Raw genomic sequence first — 15,942 nt, 5'->3', positions numbered from 1 at the left:
GCGCTTTCCTCTACCGTAACCGCCTGTCTCCACTGTTACGGATAAGCCATGTTTTTGGCCTGCTCACGCTCTTTGTTTTTCATGGCTTTTATTGCAGGTGCCCTCGCCTTGGGCGTTTCCTATTACCTGGAATATGCAGTCGGCCTCAAGCCTTGCGGGTTATGCCTGCTGCAGCGAGTCTGCCTGGCGTTGTTTGCCGGAGTCTGCCTGACGGCTTCGGTGCATGGCCCCGGCCGCTTCGGGACTTTTCTTTATTGGCTGCTCGGTCTGTCATGCAGTCTCGCGGGTATGGTCATGGCGTGGCGGCAGGTCTTGTTGCAAAGCGATCCGGCGCATCAGCTATCGACCTGCTCAGCCCATCCGGAGGCTTTGTACGAGAACCTGCCCTGGCTGTGCCAGGTGACGCGGATGTTCAAAGGGGACGAAGACTGCGCAGAAATTTCCTGGACGCTGTTCGACCTGAGCCTCCCGGAATGGAGTCTGCTGCTCTTCGTGGCGCTGACGATTCTGGGTGTTTATCAGCTGCTGCGCGTTGTCTGGCTGGCGTGCGAGCGACCGCTCAGCGGCGTGTCGTCGCACCGGGGGCTGGCGGGTGATTAAACACTTGTATGAACTTTATCTCCTGCGTACCTTGAAGCCATTGTCGCGCGGGCATAATCTGGCCCGCACGTGTCATTGGAATTATGTTGCTCGATGACGCTCTGCCTGGCCGATTCTTGGTTTTCAAGTCTGCGACAGGTGTAGGGCAGCATGACCCACAAGGGAAGAGAGATCACCATGCTCGAAAGTTGTCAGAATGCTCAGGAACGTTGGGGTGGAGTGCATCTGCTGATCGATCGCTGGTTGCAGGAGCGTCACGAACTGGTTCGGGCCTATGATGATCTCGGCGCCAAGCCTGAGTCTCTGGGCGAGAACCGCAAGCCGTTGCAGGAATTCTGCGGCGTGCTGGTCGATTACGTGTCTGCGGGGCACTTCGAGATCTACGAACAGCTGACCGGCGAAGCCAAGGCTTTTGGCGATACTCGCGGGCTGGAGCTGGCGGAGACGATTTACCCGCGCATCGACGTCATCACCGAGAAGCTGCTGGCGTTCAACGACCTGTGTGATGCAGGCAAGTGCGTCGCGGAGAAGTTCAAGGAGTTGGGCGGGTTGTTGCACGAACGTTTCGAACTGGAAGATTGCCTGATCGAAGTGCTGCACACGGCTCACAAGGAAGAGGATTCGGTTCAGGCCTGAACCTCTCCTGCAAGACTAAAAAACGGTGCGCTTTGCGCGCCGTTTTTCGTTTCCGGTTTTCAGCTGGTGGCACCACGCAATTCGACTTCGAACACCAGCGGCGTGAACGGGGCGATCAGGTCGCCGGCACCGTCCGCGCCATAGGCTTGAGACGATGGAATCACCAGGCGCCATTTCGCACCGACCGGCATGTTTTGCAATGCGCTGCGCCAGCCACTGATCACGCTGTCGAGACTGAACCACTGCGGCTTGCTGTTCTGATCGAACACGGTGCCGTCGGGAAGGCGTCCGACATACAAAACTTCGACCTTGCCATTAGGGCCTGCCTTGGCACCCGTACCCGGTGCCAACTCGGTCAGCAGAATTCCATCTGCCAATTCTCGAACACCCGGTTTGGCTTTTTCCTCGGTGAGAAAACGCTGCTCTTTTTCCAGCGCGACTTCACTTTGCGCGATAGCGGGTTGCTCGGCGACCTGGGCTTCGTGCTCGGCCAGAATCTGTTCGATCTGCTCGTCTTTCAGGGCCAGTGGCTTGCCTTGATAGGCTTGTTGCAAACCTTCGAGCAATGCCTGGAGTTCCAGGTCCGGCACTTCCTGACGCAAGCGTTCACCCAGGCTCGCGCCCAGGCTGTAAGCAAGATCGTGAGCCTCATTTGGGGTGGTTTTTTCGGCGGCCTGAGCCACGGAAAAACACACACACAACGATAAAAAAAAGTAGCGCGACATGGGCACACTCCGATCTGAGATGCGGTGGATTATGCCAGTGTGGATGCGCTCAAAGGTGAACTGGTTTTGCGCCAGCGCAGAAGAATTTCAATCTGTTGCAACGCAGCGCTTTCGATACTGTCAACATGCGCTAGCGGCGGTGTCAGCAGAGGTCTAGTATGAGCCGCACCCACGTCAGCCAGGAGGTAAACCATGTCGGCCACCAAGAAGCCTGTAAATACCCCGTTGCACTTACTCCAACAACTCTCGGGCAGCCTGCTCGAGCATTTGGAAAACGCTTGTTCGCAAGCCTTGGCTGATGCTGAAAAACTGCTCGCCAAACTGGAAAAACAGCGCGGAAAAGCGCAGGAAAAATTGCACAAGTCCCGTACCAAATTGCAGGACGCTGCGGCAGCCGGTAAAGCCAAGGCACAAACCAAAGCGAAGGGTGCGGTGAAAGAACTTGAGGACTTGCTCGATGCCCTCAAGGATCGTCAATCCGAAACGCGCAGCTACATTCTGCAACTCAAGCGCGACGCTCAAGAAAGCCTGAAACTGGCCCAGGGTGTCGGTCGTGTACAAGAGGCTGTCGGCAAGGCGTTGTCCCTGCGTTCGGCCAAGCCTGCTGCGGCTCCAGCCAAGAAAGCCGCTGCCAAACCGGCTGCTGCAAAAGCACCGGCCAAGCCTGCTGCCAAGGCTCCAGTGAAAGCTGCCGCCAAGCCTGTCGCCAAACCTGCAGCGAAAAAACCGGTTGCTGCCAGCGCTGCAAAACCGGCGGCTAAAACGACGGCTGCCAAGCCTGCCGCCAAGCCAGTTGCTGCAAGAACAGCGGCCGCTAAACCTGCTGCAAAAACCGCTGCTGCGAAACCGGCTGTGGCGAAAACCACAGCGGCAAAACCCGCTGCAAAATCGGCAGCAAAACCAGCTGCTAAAACGGCCGCTGCAAAACCTGCTGCCAAGCCAGCTGCAAAACCTGCCGCTGCAAAAACCGCTGCAGCCAAGCCAGCTGCAAAACCTGCCGCTGCTAAAGCCGCTGCCGCCAAACCAGCCGCAAAACCCGCTGCAAAAGCTGCGGCGAAACCAGCTGCTAAACCCGCTGCCAAAACTGCCGCCGCGAAACCTGCTGCCGCCGCGAAGCCAGCCGCTGCCGCCAAAGCAGCTGCAGCGAAACCAGCAGCCAAACCAGCCGCAGCCAAACCTGCTGCCGCGAAGCCAGCTGCAAAACCTGCTGCCAAGCCAGCCGTGAAAAAACCGGCCGCTACTGCCAAGCCAGCGACTGCACCCGTTGCCAAGCCAGCGACTCCAACTCCGTCGCCAGCTGCATCGGCTTCGCCTGCTCCAGCAGCCACCACCTCGACCCCATCGTCTGCGCCAACGCCAGCCGCATCGTCGAGCACCAGCACCACCCCAACCAGCGCTTCCTAAGTGCCGGTTGCCGCGACGCGCAGCTGATGCAGCGCGTCGCGGTCCAAGTGGGCGGCGCCTGCCGCCACACCTTCCAGCCAGGCCGTTGAGTCGGTCACCTCACACTGCGGCCAACTCTGCGCCGATCGCTCCAGCCGCAACAACAGATGTCGCTCGGCTTCCAGCTCAAGCTTCTTCACTTGTTCGCGCAACGTCTTCAATTCGGCGTCCTCAGTCGCGACGGCTTTCCATTGCATGCGCAATGCGCGCAACGGTCGCACGACATCGGCATCCCAAGGCTCGGCCACGTCGCGAAGCAGCTGCAAGCGTTGCTCATTGCAGGTGACGCCTCGGTCTCCCAGCCATAACCCACAGAGCAGCAGGCACACATTCACGCCTGCCGACTGCAATTGCAGGCAGGCATCCTCAACGCCAGGACGCGCGTAGGTGGTAAGGGAAAAGCTCCACAGGTCAGAGGACATAGTGCTACTCGCGCCAGTTGCGAGCGAAGCTGGTAGACTCCGCCGCCATTATGATTCGACTTCAGAACCTGACTTTACAGCGTGGCCCTCAACGTCTGCTAGAAGACGCTGAGCTGACCCTGCACGCCGGCCACAAAGCCGGCCTCATCGGTGCCAACGGCGCCGGCAAATCGAGCCTGTTCGCCTTGATCCGTGGCGAACTGCACCCGGACTCGGGTGACTGCTTCCTGCCGGCCGACTGGCGCATCGCCCACATGCGCCAGGAAATCGAGACCCTCGAACGCCTGGCGGTCGACTACGTGCTCGATGGTGACCTGCGCCTGCGTGAGGTGCAACGCGACCTCGCCGCAGCCGAAGCGGCGCATGACGGTGCGGCTCAGGCCCGCCTGCACTCGGAACTCGACAGCGCCGACGGTTACACCGCCGACGCCCGCGCCCGCAAGTTGCTGGCCGGCCTTGGGTTCACCAACGAGCAGATGGATCGTCCGGTAGGAGATTTCTCTGGTGGCTGGAGGATGCGTCTGAATCTGGCGCAGGCTTTGATGTGCCCCTCGGACCTGTTGCTGCTCGATGAACCGACCAACCACTTGGACCTCGACGCCATCATCTGGCTCGAAGAGTGGCTGAAAAGCTATCCGGGCACCTTGTTGCTGATTTCCCACGACCGGGACTTCCTCGATGCTGTGGTCGATCACGTGGCCCACGTCGATCAGCGCAAGATCACCCTGTACCGCGGTGGTTACAGCGCCTTCGAACGCGCGCGTGCCGAACGTCTGGCCCAGCAACAACAGGCCTACGAGAAGCAGCAGGCGCAACGTGCGCACATGGAAAGCTACATCGCCCGTTTCAAGGCCCAGGCCACCAAGGCCCGTCAGGCCCAGAGCCGGATCAAGGCGCTGGAGCGGATGGAAGAGCTGTCTGCCGCCCACGTCGACTCGCCGTTCGACTTCGTCTTCCGCGAATCGCAGAAAATCTCCAGCCCGCTGATCGATCTGTCAGACGCTCGTCTGGGTTACGGCGACAAAGCCGTGCTGGAGAAGGTCAAGCTGCAACTGACCCCTGGCGCGCGGATCGGTTTGCTCGGCCCGAACGGCGCCGGTAAATCGACCCTGATCAAAAACCTCGCCGGTGAACTGTCGCCGCTGGCCGGTCGCCTGACCCGTGGCGAGAACACCGTCGTGGGCTATTTTGCCCAGCATCAGCTGGACTCCCTGGATTCCAAGGCCAGCCCGTTGCTGCACTTGCAGCGCCTGGCACCGACCGAGCGCGAGCAGACTCTGCGCGACTTCCTTGGCGGTTTCGACTTCCGTGGCGCGCGTATCGATGAGCCGGTACTGAATTTCTCCGGTGGCGAAAAGGCCCGCCTGGCCCTGGCGTTGATTGCCTGGGACCGGCCGAACCTGTTGCTGCTCGACGAACCGACCAACCACCTCGACCTGGAAATGCGCCTGGCGCTGACCATGGCCCTGCAGGAATTCAGTGGCGCTGTGCTGGTGGTCTCCCACGATCGTCATCTGCTCAAAAGCACCACTGACAATTTCTATCTGGTGGCGGACGGCAAGGTCGAGGAGTTCGACGGCGACCTCGAAGACTATGCCCGTTGGCTGGTCGACTACCGTCAGCGCAATGCCCCGGTCAGCAACACCCCGGTCAATCCGGACAAGACCGACAAGAAGGCCCAGCGCCAGGCCGCTGCTGCGTTGCGTCAGCAACTGGCACCGCACAAGCGTGAGGCGGACAAGCTCGAAGCCGAGTTGGGCAAGCTGCACGAGAAACTGGCGAAGATCGATACCAGCCTCGGCGACAGCGACATTTACGAACCGATGCGCAAGAACGATTTGCGTGATCTGCTGGCTGAACAGGCCAAGCTGAAGGTGCGTGAGGCCGAACTCGAAGAAGCGTGGATGGAAGCTCTGGAACTGCTCGAAAGCATGCAGGCGGAGCTGGAGGCGCTGTCCTGATGGAAGCGTTCAAGCTACCGCTGCCGGCAGGGTGGGGCGAGCCGATCTGGTTCGCCGCGCAAATCCTGCTGATCCTGTTGGCCGGTTACTTCGCCCAACGCTTCGTTGCCAAATGCCTGACTCGCCTGGGCGAGCGCTATCCGTTTCCACCGCAGCTGCTGATGCCGCTGCGTGGCGGTTTGCGCTGGCTGATCATGGGCAGTGCGCTGATTTTCGTGCTGGAACGCCTCGGCGTCTCGGCCACCGTACTCTGGACCGCGTTGTCCGGTTTTGTCGCGGTGGCGGCCGTGGCGTTCTTCGCCATGTGGAGCGTGCTCTCCAATCTGCTCTGCGCGATTCTGATCTTCACCGTCGGCCCGTTCCGCATCGGTGACGTCGTGGAGTTGGTGGACACCACCGACAAGCCCGGCGTCAAAGGTCGGGTGGTGGCGATTAATCTGCTTTACACCACGTTGATCGAAGCGGAAGAACTCGGGACCGGCAGTGCGATGGTGCAGGTGCCCAATAGCCTGTTCTTCCAGCGCTCGGTTCGACGCTGGCGCGGCACGGATGTGTTTCCGTTGAGCGGGATCGAAAAGTAAGCCCTCTTTCGCCTGGCAGTCCGCCTTCGCGAGCAAGCCCGCTCCCACAGTAGACCGAGTCTCTCAACAAGAACCCGGTCACCTGTGGGAGCGGGCTTGCTCGCGAAGGGGCCCTAAAGTCATAAAACGCTGGTCGGCAGTCGCTCTGTCCGACAAAAAACCAGTAGTCATGCGCCCAAAGCCGCATTAGCTTAGACGTCTGTCACGAATCTGAGTCGAGGTGTGCAATGGAGCTTCAAACATGGCTGGCGTTTTTTGCCGCCTGCTGGGTGATCAGCCTGTCTCCCGGTGCCGGCGCCATTGCGTCGATGTCCAGTGGTCTGCAATACGGTTTCTGGCGCGGTTACTGGAACGCCCTGGGCCTGCAATTGGGCCTGGCGGTACAGATCGCGATTGTCGGCGCCGGTGTGGGCGCGATTCTCACGGCATCGGCCACGGCTTTCTACGCGATCAAATGGTTCGGCGTGGCGTACCTGGTTTACCTCGCGATCAAGCAATGGCGTGCGCTGCCCAGCGACATGAGCGACGACGCCGCCGTGCGTCAAATCGGCAAGCCGATGGCTTTGGTGTTCCGCGGGTTCCTGGTCAACATCAGCAACCCCAAGGCCCTGGTGTTCATGCTGGCGGTGTTGCCGCAGTTCATTGATCCACACGCGCCGTTGCTGGCCCAGTACCTGATCATTGGCGTGACCATGGTCTGCGTCGACCTGATCGTCATGGCCGGCTACACCGGGTTGGCGTCGAAGGTGCTGCGTCTGTTGCGCACGCCCAAGCAGCAAAAACGCATGAACCGCACGTTTGCCGGGCTGTTCATCGGTGCTGCGGCGTTTATGGCGACATTGCGCAAAGCCGCAGCGTAAAAACGGTCAGGCACAAAAAAGGCGACCTTTGCAGGTCGCCTTTTTCGTTTCAGGGGTCAGCGCAAGATGACCGGCGCGGTATCCGGCGGCAGGTCGTTGCGCGGCTGCGGTTGTCCTGACGGCACATAACTGCCATCCCCGAGCTGTTCGCTCAGCTGACGCGCCACGTCCTCGCCCAACGACCTCGACACGTCCCGCACCACCCGTGGCCGGTTCAATGAAACGTGGATATCACGATCATTCACCAGTTTGGTGTCCTGAGCTTCGCCCATGGCCGTGAACGCCGAGGTGATCTCGTAGGTCTTGGTGTTGATCAGGCTGAAGTCCGCCACCAGCGTCAGTGCCAGCACCGCCGAGTAGCTGTCGGTGTTGGCCAGCTCATTCATGTCCTGGGTGAAATCGATGTCCGACAGCGTGCCGAACAGCACATAGTCGGCACCTTTGAAGTGGCCAGCCTTGATGCGTTTTATCACGTCGTACACATCGCTTTTGGCGCTGGCGGTGTAGGGCGTGCCCTGAATCAGTTGGAACATGCCGGTCTTGAGCATCTGTCCTTTGATGTCACCACTGAAACGGCGAATTTCGGTCTGCTCCAGGTAGCTGTTCTGCGTCGTGTATTCATCATAACTGGACGAGCCACTGGCGCCGTAATAGTCCTGCTGATGATTGTCCCGGGCCGAAATTACGTGAACGTATTGATCCACGCTGGCCTCGTAGGCAAGGTCGGTGACGGCGATTTTCGGGGCCGCCTGCACGCCAACGGCGCAGGCCAGGGTCAAGATGCCAATCCATGCACGCATTGCTCAGCGCTCCGTAGTCTTGCGGATTTCTTTCTCGTCCATCCACTCGGCCAGCCCGCTTTCGACATCGACCAACTGCAGGCTGAATTTGTAGAAGACGTCCTTGTAATCGTTGCTGCGCTTGACGATGGAGCTGATCGAACCTTCCAGGCGATAACGCGCGGCGATCATGTTGCCGGTCTTGGCCACCGTGCTTTTCTTGTACAGGCCGCTCTGGTTTTGCAGCTTGAGGTGGTCAACCTGGCTCTGCATGTCGGTGTTGTCGCTGGCAAAGCGCGCGGTGCCGGTGCGCATCAGTTGGGTCTTGATCGACGTAGTGATCTCGCGGGTGTCGATGTACTCGCTGGTCTTGTTCATCACGTCGTACACCTGAACCACCGGACGGCCTTTCAGAACGCCGGACTGGGCGAGGGAGCGGGTCATGCTTTCCGCGATCATCTGCAGGTCGGTCGAACCGAATTCGTTGGTGACCAGTTCCACGGCTTTCGGGTCGCCATAGCTGATGTTGCCGCTGCCCAATACCGGCGAGCGATTTTCGGCGCAGCCACCCATCAGCAGCGTAGCCAGGGCAAGGAACGAAACGCGTGCAAACATGGGCAAAGTCTCAAGTGGGCGGTTCACGGCGTATTGATCTCCAGGCGGAAATCCACGGCTTGGGGCACGGGAGCGATGGCCGGCAGAAAACTCGTCTGCTCGGCATACAGGGTCAGGTTTTTCCAGGTGTCGGCTTCGGCCACGGGGAAGCCTTCCGGTCCCAGCCACAGATAGCGGTAGTAGAGCGTTCGGTTGTGGGTGTCGGTGTTGCTCAGCTGCGTGTTGACCGTCAGGAAACCGTTTTCCCTGGCCATGCGCATCGGGCCGATGGCCACGTTCTCGATCGGTCCGGTGGCCAGGACTTTGCTGGCGGCACTGCCCGGTTCTGGCGGAGGTGGCGGGGTGGCGCAACCGGCCAACAAGGCCAGCGCGACAACGGCGAAGCATTTCAATCCCATGAAAATCTCCGTTCAGGGTTGGGCAGGGCTGATTGCAGCCTGCGGTGCGGGAACAGTGTCGAGTTGCAGGGCGACATCGGCGGCGAATCGGCGGTCACCCACGGCGCGCAGGCTGAAGGCCTGATGGGTCTGATCCACCTTGAACCTGACCGGTGCTGCGTCCGGCGCGTTGGGCAGCGTCACTTGGTGCTGGCCTTTCTTGAGCCGTATGCGGGCAACCAGCGTCTTGTCCGGCAAGGTACGCCAGACGCGGGTATCGGCATCCTCGCGTTGAAGTTGCTGCAGGATCGTTTCCTCAAGCTTCTCGGGTCTGTGCTTTTTCAGATAGGCCAGGTATTCGACATTGGACCGGGCGCGATGGAGCGTGCGCTGGATGATACCCGGCATGTCATCACGCAAAGTGCGCCGCGACATGTCGCCAAAGCTGTTGAGCAACGTCAGTTTCTGTTTTTTGCCATCCACCATGACGAAGTCCACTGGTGGCGTGGACGTGTCGGGGATGAGGATCGGGAACGACATATTGGTGATGTAGGTTTCACCTTCGACGTCCACCGAAATCGGCACGCGCACTGAACTGCGCGCCGGCGCCAGGCCGGTTTGCACGATCAGCAAAACGTCGACCTCGCCGGCCTTCAGCGGGGATTTGGCGAGGTTGCGCAAGGCTTGTTCGAGCAGTGGCGTATTGGGGCGCAGTTCGATGGCCTGGCGATAGCCCGGCGCGGCGAGGTCTTTCTCGTTCAGCGATTCATAAATGAAACCAGCGAGGTAATGGCTGAACGCACTCTGGTAGCTGTTCTTCAGGGCGATCACTTCGGGGGCGTCGAGGGTCGCTACCGGGTAGCCCTGAAGGTCCTGGAATTTCATCGCGACCCCTTCGTCCTTCGCCTGGTTTTCCAGTTCCAGGTATTGCTTGTCACGCTTGTCGGCAATGGTTGCTTCGCGCTCGTGGGTTTTCTTGATCATCACGCGCGCCAGTTCCGTTTCAGAGCCGGACAGCAGCATCAGGGCCATTTGCGTGGTCAGGGCGACTCTCTCGAAGTCGTAGCCATCGTATAAGCGCACCTTGTCGTTGGCGCTGTAACTGTTGAACTCGGTAAATTTTTTGAAGGGGACGAACAGGGGCGAATTGTCCCACCCTTCGATCAGCCGGTCGGCGTAGTCCCAATGTTGATAACTGTCGGGGAAATTACCTGTGAGGCGCAGCAATTCGCCTTTTTCGAAGTGGTAAAGGAGGTCGCCCGGGGGAATAGGGTTGTTGCGGTCGAGTACGGCAACCGCGCCGTCGAGCTGCCCGGCCTTGAAATAGTCGAGTGTCTCGTTCAACTCCGCGTTGTAGTCACGCATCGTGGGACAGCCGCTCAGTAGCAGGCATGCACTGAGTACAAAAATGAAGCGCAGGCGGGTGGCCATTTGCTGTGTGTCTTCCTTGAAAATAAGCCGCCATGAGGCGGCAATTTATAGACTTGGATGATGGCACTTTGTTCCTGTGCTCCAGCGGCCTTCGCAGACAAAGCTTGAGTGAACGTCACTGGAAGTGAACAATGTGTTACTTCGTATTTCCAATTGAGATTCATTCATGACTGCCCCGTCCCGTTTCCTGGCCTGGCTGGTGTTGCCGCTGTTTGCCTTGTGCAGTTTCAATCTGCTGGCCGACACCGTGGAAGGCGCGCCGCAAGCCCTGCATTTGCTCGACTACATCGGCGCGGACTACCCGCAAACGGTGCAAGGGGGCAAGGTCATCGACGAGTCCGAATACCGCGAGCAGCTGGAATTCATCAAGGTGTTGCAAGGCTTGATCGCCGCAATGCCGGCCAAACTGGAAAAAGCCGGGTTGGAGCAGGGCGTCAGCACGTTGCGCAACGCCATCGCTGCCCGTCAGGACGGCGCGGACGTGGCCCGTCAGGCGCGGCAACTCGGCGCGAAACTGGCCGTGACTTATGAAGTCAGCCAGGCGCCGATCATTACCCCGGACCCGACTCGTGGTGCGCCGCTGTACGCCCAGCATTGCTCGGTTTGCCATGGCGATACGGGGGCCGGCGACGGCCCGGCGGGTGTCGGTCTGACGCCGCCGCCGGCCAACCTGCGTGACACGGCGCGTCTGGATCACCTGAGCCTCTACGCGATCTACAGCACCTTGGGCCTGGGCGTCGAAGGCACGGACATGCCGGCCTTCGCCGATCAGCTGGATGATCGTCAGCGTTGGGACCTGGCGACCTACATCGCCAGTTTCAGCGCCGACCCGGCCGCAGCCACCTCCGAAAAGACCTACAACATCGCCGACCTGGCGCGTCAGACGCCGGCCGAAGTGCAGGCCGCCGATGGCCCGCAAGCCGCCGCGACGTTCCGTGCGCAGCGGGCGCAACCGCCGCAGGTCAAGCGCGGCCCGGCGCAGTTGCTCGACTACACCGCTGCAACCCTGGACAAGAGCATCGCCGCCTACCGGGCCGGCGATCACGATCAAGCCTATGACTTGTCGGTGGCGGCCTATCTGGAAGGCTTCGAACTCGTCGAGAGTTCGCTGGACAACGTCGACGCCAACGTGCGCAAGGACACCGAAAAATCCCTGATGGCTTACCGTCAGTCGTTGCAGGACAGCCTGCCGGTGGCCCAGGCCCAGGAACGCCTGGACGCGGCCAAGGCCAAGTTGAAAGAGTCCGCCGGGTTGCTGGGCAGCGATGGCTTGAGCTGGTCCTTGAGCTACATCTCCGGATTGCTGATTTTGCTGCGCGAAGGCCTGGAAGCGATTCTGGTGCTGGCGGCGATCCTGGCGTTCCTGCGCAACACCGGCCAGCAGTCGGCGGTGCGCAGCGTCAACGTCGGTTGGGGCCTGGCGTTGTTGGCCGGTCTGGCAACCTGGGGTTTGGCGGCGTATGTGATCGATGTCAGCGGTTCGCAACGTGAACTGCTGGAAGGTGCGACGGCACTGTTTGCCGCGGTCATGGTGCTTTGGCTTGGCGTGTGGATGCACGATCGTCGCCATGCGGCGGTGTGGCAGGATTACATCAAGAGCAGCCTGGTGGGCGGCGGTGGACGCTTCGGCTTTGCGACACTGGCGTTTTTCTCGGTGTATCGCGAGTTGTTTGAAGTGATTCTGTTCTACGAAACCCTGTGGCTGCAGGCAGGTCCTGCGGGGCATAACGCGGTGTTGGCCGGTGGTGCCACGGCGCTGGTGTTGCTGGTCGGGTTGGCGTGGGTGATCCTGCGCGGCTCGCAGAAACTGCCGCTGTCGTTGTTCTTCAGCATCAACGCCGGTCTGCTGTGCGCGTTGTCGGTGGTGTTCGCCGGACATGGCGTGAAGGCGTTGCAGGAAGCCGGGATCTTCGGCACGCGGCCGGTGCCGTTCTTTGACTTCGACTGGCTGGGGATTCACGCGGATGCGTATTCGCTGAGTGCACAGGCGGTGGCGATCATTGCGATTATTGTGTTGTATGGCCGTAGCTGGATCGCAGAGAAGCGGCGGGTGCAGGTTTCTTAAGAGCATTCGCTACGCTCATATTCGCGGGCAAGCCTCGCTCCTACAGGTTATACGCGGCCCCATATAACGCGCGAATCCTGTAGGAGCGAGGCTTGCCCGCGAAGCTTTTAACGGAGGGAAACACAATGCGTGTCTGGATCGATGCCGACGCTTGCCCACGGGCGGCCAAGGATCTGGTGGTGAAGTTCGCCCTCAAGCGCCAGTTCGAAGTGGTGCTGGTGGCTGGGCAACCGCAGATCAAACCGGGGCTGGCCCTGGTGAAGCTGATCGTGGTGCCCAGCGGTCCGGATGCCGCTGATGATTACCTGGTGGAGCACGCGGTGCCGGGTGAGCTGGTGATTTGCAGCGATGTGCCGCTGGCCGATCGGCTGGTGAAGAAGGGCGTTGCCGCGCTGGACCCACGGGGCAAGGAGTTCGATGCGCAAAACATGGGCGATCGCTTGGCGGTGCGAAACCTGTTCACCGATCTGCGTGAACAGGGCCAGATGAGCGGCGGGCCGGCGCCGTTTGGTGAGCGCGAGAAGCAGGCGTTTGCCAATGCGCTGGACCGGATACTCACGCGGCTGACCCGCAAAGCCTGAGCCTTGCATAGAACCCTGTGGGAGCGGGCTTGCTCGCGAAGGCGGTGTGTCATTCAGCATTAATGTCGATTGATACACCGCCTTCGCGAGCAAGCCCGCTCCCACATTAGTCAGTGTCAGGCGTCGTTTTCGTGGGTCAGTTCGAGCACGCGGTCGACCAGTTTGTTGATCCCCGATGCAGCCTCACTGATGCTCTGCGCCAGCATGTAAGCCGGGGTGCAGACCAGTTTGCGCGCCTTGTCTTCGACGATGTCGCTCACCGCGCAATCCTGGTGGGTGGCGCCCATCTTGTTCATGGCGGCGGCGGTATCGGCGTCGTTGCCGATGGTGCAGGTCACGCCCGGTCCATAGATTTTCGCCGCCAGTGCCGGCGAAATGCAGATCAACCCCACCGGTTTGCCCGCTTCGGCAAACGCTTCGGTCAGCGCCAGGACGTCCGGTTGAACCGTGCAGCCGGCGCCTTCGATGGCGAAGTTCGACAGGTTCTTGGCCGCGCCGAAACCGCCGGGCACGATCAGGGCGTCGAAGTCTTCGACGCTGGCCTCACGAATATCCTTGATGTTGCCGCGGGCGATCCGCGCCGATTCCACCAGCACATTACGTGACTCGGGCATTTCGTCGCCGGTCAGGTGATTGATCACATGCAATTGCGCGATGTTGGGGGCAAAGCACTGCACCTCGGCGCCACGCTGGTCCAGACGCAGCAAGGTAATCACACTTTCGTGGATCTCGGCGCCGTCATACACGCCACAGCCGGAAAGGATCACTGCAATTTTTTTGCTCATGGGTTTTTCTCCAGATTCATGGCGTTAAATGTCCACTAATTTGTCACTCGTTGCCATAGGGTTAATTCGCGGCTACACCTAGCATCTGTCCTCAAGATTCCGATCCGGGCGCGTCAATGGACTTCATTCTGTATGCGGTGCCGTTTTTCTTTGCGCTGATTGCCGTCGAGCTGCTGGCTGACCGTTGGCGCGGGGTCAGAAATTATCGGGTGGCGGACGCGATCAACAGCATCAGCACCGGGGTGTTGTCGACCACCACGGGCCTGCTGACCAAAGGCGTCGGCCTGGTGACCTATGCCTTTGCCCTCAAGCATGTGTCGCTGTTCGAGCTGTCGGCCGACAGCGTCTGGGTCTGGGTGTTTGCCTTCGTCCTCTATGACTTTTGCTACTACTGGCTGCATCGCATGGGCCACGAGCGCAACATCCTTTGGGCCGCGCATTCGGTGCATCACCAGAGCGAGGACTACAACCTCTCCACGGCCCTGCGCCAGACCAGCACCGGCTTCCTGCTGAGCTGGATTTTCTACCTGCCGATGGCGGTACTCGGCGTGCCGCTGCTGGTGTTCATCAGCGTCGCCGCGCTGAACCTGCTGTATCAATTCTGGGTGCATACCCGGCACATTCCCAAGCTCGGCTGGTTCGAGTGGTTCTTTGTCACGCCGTCCAATCATCGGGCTCACCATGCACAGAACGCTCTCTACATGGATCGCAACTACGGCGGGGTGTTCATTATTTGGGACCGTCTATTTGGCTCGTTCCAGGAAGAGGACGACAACGAGCCGGTGATTTTCGGCGTGACGACACCGTTGGCGAGCTGGAATCCGTTGTGGGCGAACGTGCAGTTTTACGCACAGCTGTGGGATGACGCGCGGCGGGCTGAAAGCAAATGGGACAAGCTGCGGATCTGGTTCATGCGCACCGGTTGGCGGCCGGCGGACGTGGCGGCCAAGTACCCGATGAACAAACCGGACCTGAGTCAGTTCCGCAAATTCGAGGTGCCGCTGGACGGACGCCAGCAGTTGTACGTGGCGTTGCAGTTCTGCGTCTACATTGCGCTGGGCAGCTACTTGATGAACCTGGAATCGCGTTTGCCGAGCGCCGCGCTGGTGTTGGGTTGGGGCGCGGTAGCGTTGGGCTTGTTCACGTTGGGCATGGCCCTGGAGAATCGCCCGCAGGCATTGAAGCTGGAGCTGCTGCGGCTGGCATCGAATGTGCCGCTGGTGTGGCTGGCGCCGGTGGTCGGGCTGTGGCCGGCCAGCGCGGTGGGCTGGATCGGCCTGCTCAGTTACAGCCTGCTGAGTGGCATCGGTCTCTACTGTTGCAGGGACCGTTTCACTCGATTGGCGTCTTAGTCTCGGCGGCCTTGGCCAGTTCGGCTTGCTCGTCGGCGTAGATCTTCTTCGCCAGACGAGCATTCTTGAAGCGCCGACGCAGCCACAGGCCCAGGCCCAGTATCAGCAGGGCGCCGAGCACCCACAGCTCGTACTTCTTGACGCTGCCCAGCATGCCCTCGAGCACCGCGCCAAAGTGATACGCCGCCGCAGCCAGTGCGGCCGCCCAGATCGCGGCACCAATCCCGTTCAGCAGCAAATAACGTCCCGGCGGATAACCCGACAGGCCGATCGCCACCGGCATGACCGTGCGCAACCCATAGACGAAGCGGAAGCTCAGCACCCAGATGTCCGGGTGTTTGCGGATGTGTTCCAGCGCCCGATCACCCATCAATTGCCAGCGCGGTTTGCGCGCGAGCAATTTGCGGCCGTGTTTGCGCCCGAGGAAATACCACAGCTGATCGCCGGCATAACTGCCGCAGAACGCCACGATCGTGACGATCTTGATGTCCATGTATCCGCGGAACGCGAGGAAGCCTGCGAGCACCAGGATGGTTTCGCCTTCGAAGAACGTGCCGAGAAAGAGGGCGAAGTAGCCGAATTCCTGAAGAAATTGTTGGAGCATTGTCTGGATGCTGGCGAAATGAACGCGCAGCCTAACCCTTCGAGCACATTCATGAAAGTGTCCAAATGTGTCTCGACGTGAACAATTCCTACAAGGACAATGGAATGCGGCTACGTGTCACAGGG

At 60.3% G+C, this 15,942-nt stretch carries 17 protein-coding genes; 9 read left to right on the top strand and 8 right to left on the bottom strand.

Going from position 1 to position 15,942, the window contains the following annotated elements; all coding sequences use genetic code 11:
• The first annotated feature begins 48 nt into the window (after window positions 1-48).
• Window positions 49-600, top strand: a complete 552-nt coding sequence (locus ACA049_RS29585) for a disulfide bond formation protein B (protein ID WP_497331813.1) — start codon at window positions 49-51, stop codon at window positions 598-600.
• Window positions 601-777: 177 nt separating this feature from the next.
• Window positions 778-1,236, top strand: coding sequence for a sigma D regulator (gene rsd / locus ACA049_RS29580; protein ID WP_461982645.1), 459 nt, complete (start codon window positions 778-780; stop codon window positions 1,234-1,236).
• A 59-nt stretch (window positions 1,237-1,295) separates the two neighbouring features.
• Here rsd and ACA049_RS29575 read toward each other — a convergent pair whose 3' ends face one another.
• The gene (locus ACA049_RS29575; protein WP_497331811.1) at window positions 1,296-1,961 is read right to left on the bottom strand and encodes an FKBP-type peptidyl-prolyl cis-trans isomerase; all 666 of its coding nucleotides are present in this window, start codon (window positions 1,959-1,961) and stop codon (window positions 1,296-1,298) included.
• Between the two features lie 192 nt (window positions 1,962-2,153).
• On the opposite strand from ACA049_RS29575, the gene ACA049_RS29570 reads away from it, so the two are divergent.
• Window positions 2,154-3,365, top strand: a complete 1,212-nt coding sequence (locus tag ACA049_RS29570; protein WP_497331809.1) for an AlgP family protein — start codon at window positions 2,154-2,156, stop codon at window positions 3,363-3,365.
• Here ACA049_RS29570 and ACA049_RS29565 read toward each other — a convergent pair.
• On the bottom strand, window positions 3,362-3,826 hold the full coding sequence (locus ACA049_RS29565) for a TIGR02444 family protein (RefSeq protein ID WP_497331807.1): 465 nt from the start codon (window positions 3,824-3,826) through the stop codon (window positions 3,362-3,364). The genes ACA049_RS29570 and ACA049_RS29565 overlap by 4 nt on opposite strands.
• A gap of 50 nt (window positions 3,827-3,876) precedes the next feature.
• Between ACA049_RS29565 and ACA049_RS29560 the strand changes: the two genes are divergently transcribed.
• The 3 genes from ACA049_RS29560 (at window position 3,877) to rhtB (ending at window position 7,228) form a co-directional block, all read left to right on the top strand.
• Window positions 3,877-5,787, top strand: a complete 1,911-nt coding sequence (locus ACA049_RS29560) for an ATP-binding cassette domain-containing protein (RefSeq protein ID WP_497331805.1) — start codon at window positions 3,877-3,879, stop codon at window positions 5,785-5,787.
• Window positions 5,787-6,368, top strand: a complete 582-nt coding sequence (locus tag ACA049_RS29555) for a mechanosensitive ion channel family protein (RefSeq protein ID WP_172791907.1) — start codon at window positions 5,787-5,789, stop codon at window positions 6,366-6,368. The genes ACA049_RS29560 and ACA049_RS29555 overlap by 1 nt, the downstream gene beginning before the upstream one ends.
• A 227-nt stretch (window positions 6,369-6,595) precedes the next feature.
• The gene (gene rhtB / locus ACA049_RS29550; protein WP_461956249.1) at window positions 6,596-7,228 is read left to right on the top strand and encodes a homoserine/homoserine lactone efflux protein; all 633 of its coding nucleotides are present in this window, start codon (window positions 6,596-6,598) and stop codon (window positions 7,226-7,228) included.
• A 56-nt stretch (window positions 7,229-7,284) separates the two neighbouring features.
• On the opposite strand, the gene ACA049_RS29545 is transcribed toward rhtB, so the two are convergent.
• From ACA049_RS29545 to ACA049_RS29530, 4 genes are read right to left on the bottom strand one after another with little or no spacing between them, the layout of a single operon-like run.
• Entirely contained in the window at window positions 7,285-8,028 is a 744-nt protein-coding gene (locus tag ACA049_RS29545) for a penicillin-binding protein activator LpoB (RefSeq protein ID WP_497331803.1), read from the bottom strand.
• Window positions 8,029-8,031: 3 nt separating this feature from the next.
• Window positions 8,032-8,622 carry a penicillin-binding protein activator LpoB gene (gene lpoB / locus ACA049_RS29540; RefSeq protein ID WP_497331801.1) on the bottom strand — a complete coding sequence of 197 codons (591 nt, stop codon included), beginning with the start codon at window positions 8,620-8,622 and terminating at the stop codon, window positions 8,032-8,034.
• 23 nt (window positions 8,623-8,645) lie between these two features.
• The gene (locus ACA049_RS29535; RefSeq protein WP_497331799.1) at window positions 8,646-9,020 is read right to left on the bottom strand and encodes a YcfL family putative periplasmic lipoprotein; all 375 of its coding nucleotides are present in this window, start codon (window positions 9,018-9,020) and stop codon (window positions 8,646-8,648) included.
• Window positions 9,021-9,032: 12 nt separating this feature from the next.
• A complete protein-coding gene (locus ACA049_RS29530; RefSeq protein WP_497331797.1) occupies window positions 9,033-10,430 on the bottom strand; it encodes a COG3014 family protein in 1,398 nt (465 codons plus the stop codon).
• Between the two features lie 166 nt (window positions 10,431-10,596).
• Here ACA049_RS29530 and ACA049_RS29525 point away from each other — a divergent pair, with 166 nt between their 5' ends.
• Together ACA049_RS29525 and ACA049_RS29520 are read left to right on the top strand one after the other, a co-directional pair.
• Entirely contained in the window at window positions 10,597-12,495 is a 1,899-nt protein-coding gene (locus ACA049_RS29525; RefSeq protein WP_497331795.1) for an FTR1 family protein, read from the top strand.
• 125 nt (window positions 12,496-12,620) lie between these two features.
• A complete protein-coding gene (locus tag ACA049_RS29520) occupies window positions 12,621-13,076 on the top strand; it encodes a YaiI/YqxD family protein (RefSeq protein WP_150653930.1) in 456 nt (151 codons plus the stop codon).
• Between the two features lie 116 nt (window positions 13,077-13,192).
• On the opposite strand, the gene elbB is transcribed toward ACA049_RS29520, so the two are convergent.
• On the bottom strand, window positions 13,193-13,861 hold the full coding sequence (gene elbB, locus ACA049_RS29515) for an isoprenoid biosynthesis glyoxalase ElbB (protein WP_497331793.1): 669 nt from the start codon (window positions 13,859-13,861) through the stop codon (window positions 13,193-13,195).
• Window positions 13,862-13,977: 116 nt separating this feature from the next.
• Between elbB and ACA049_RS29510 the strand changes: the two genes are divergently transcribed.
• On the top strand, window positions 13,978-15,213 hold the full coding sequence (locus ACA049_RS29510) for a sterol desaturase family protein (protein ID WP_497331791.1): 1,236 nt from the start codon (window positions 13,978-13,980) through the stop codon (window positions 15,211-15,213).
• Here ACA049_RS29510 and ACA049_RS29505 read toward each other — a convergent pair.
• Window positions 15,194-15,817 carry a DedA family protein gene (locus ACA049_RS29505; protein ID WP_497331789.1) on the bottom strand — a complete coding sequence of 208 codons (624 nt, stop codon included), beginning with the start codon at window positions 15,815-15,817 and terminating at the stop codon, window positions 15,194-15,196. The two genes, ACA049_RS29510 and ACA049_RS29505, sit on opposite strands and share 20 nt — an antisense overlap.
• Between the last annotated feature and the right edge of the window lie 125 nt (window positions 15,818-15,942).

The sequence above is a fragment of the Pseudomonas sp. LBUM1662 genome (genome assembly GCF_059695915.1).
This window is presented reverse-complemented; position numbering and strand designations above follow the sequence as displayed.

Coding starts and splice junctions, on each gene's coding strand:
- ACA049_RS29555 (WP_172791907.1), top strand. CDS start 5,787: ATGGAAGCGTTCAAGCTACCGCTGCCGGCAGGGTGGGGCGAGCCGATC.
- rsd (WP_461982645.1), top strand. CDS start 778: ATGCTCGAAAGTTGTCAGAATGCTCAGGAACGTTGGGGTGGAGTGCAT.
- ACA049_RS29545 (WP_497331803.1), bottom strand. CDS start 8,028: ATGCGTGCATGGATTGGCATCTTGACCCTGGCCTGCGCCGTTGGCGTG.
- ACA049_RS29560 (WP_497331805.1), top strand. CDS start 3,877: ATGATTCGACTTCAGAACCTGACTTTACAGCGTGGCCCTCAACGTCTG.
- ACA049_RS29535 (WP_497331799.1), bottom strand. CDS start 9,020: ATGGGATTGAAATGCTTCGCCGTTGTCGCGCTGGCCTTGTTGGCCGGT.
- ACA049_RS29520 (WP_150653930.1), top strand. CDS start 12,621: ATGCGTGTCTGGATCGATGCCGACGCTTGCCCACGGGCGGCCAAGGAT.
- ACA049_RS29510 (WP_497331791.1), top strand. CDS start 13,978: ATGGACTTCATTCTGTATGCGGTGCCGTTTTTCTTTGCGCTGATTGCC.
- ACA049_RS29585 (WP_497331813.1), top strand. CDS start 49: ATGTTTTTGGCCTGCTCACGCTCTTTGTTTTTCATGGCTTTTATTGCA.
- ACA049_RS29530 (WP_497331797.1), bottom strand. CDS start 10,430: ATGGCCACCCGCCTGCGCTTCATTTTTGTACTCAGTGCATGCCTGCTA.
- ACA049_RS29575 (WP_497331811.1), bottom strand. CDS start 1,961: ATGTCGCGCTACTTTTTTTTATCGTTGTGTGTGTGTTTTTCCGTGGCT.
- lpoB (WP_497331801.1), bottom strand. CDS start 8,622: ATGTTTGCACGCGTTTCGTTCCTTGCCCTGGCTACGCTGCTGATGGGT.
- ACA049_RS29525 (WP_497331795.1), top strand. CDS start 10,597: ATGACTGCCCCGTCCCGTTTCCTGGCCTGGCTGGTGTTGCCGCTGTTT.
- ACA049_RS29565 (WP_497331807.1), bottom strand. CDS start 3,826: ATGTCCTCTGACCTGTGGAGCTTTTCCCTTACCACCTACGCGCGTCCT.
- ACA049_RS29570 (WP_497331809.1), top strand. CDS start 2,154: ATGTCGGCCACCAAGAAGCCTGTAAATACCCCGTTGCACTTACTCCAA.
- rhtB (WP_461956249.1), top strand. CDS start 6,596: ATGGAGCTTCAAACATGGCTGGCGTTTTTTGCCGCCTGCTGGGTGATC.
- ACA049_RS29505 (WP_497331789.1), bottom strand. CDS start 15,817: ATGCTCCAACAATTTCTTCAGGAATTCGGCTACTTCGCCCTCTTTCTC.
- elbB (WP_497331793.1), bottom strand. CDS start 13,861: ATGAGCAAAAAAATTGCAGTGATCCTTTCCGGCTGTGGCGTGTATGAC.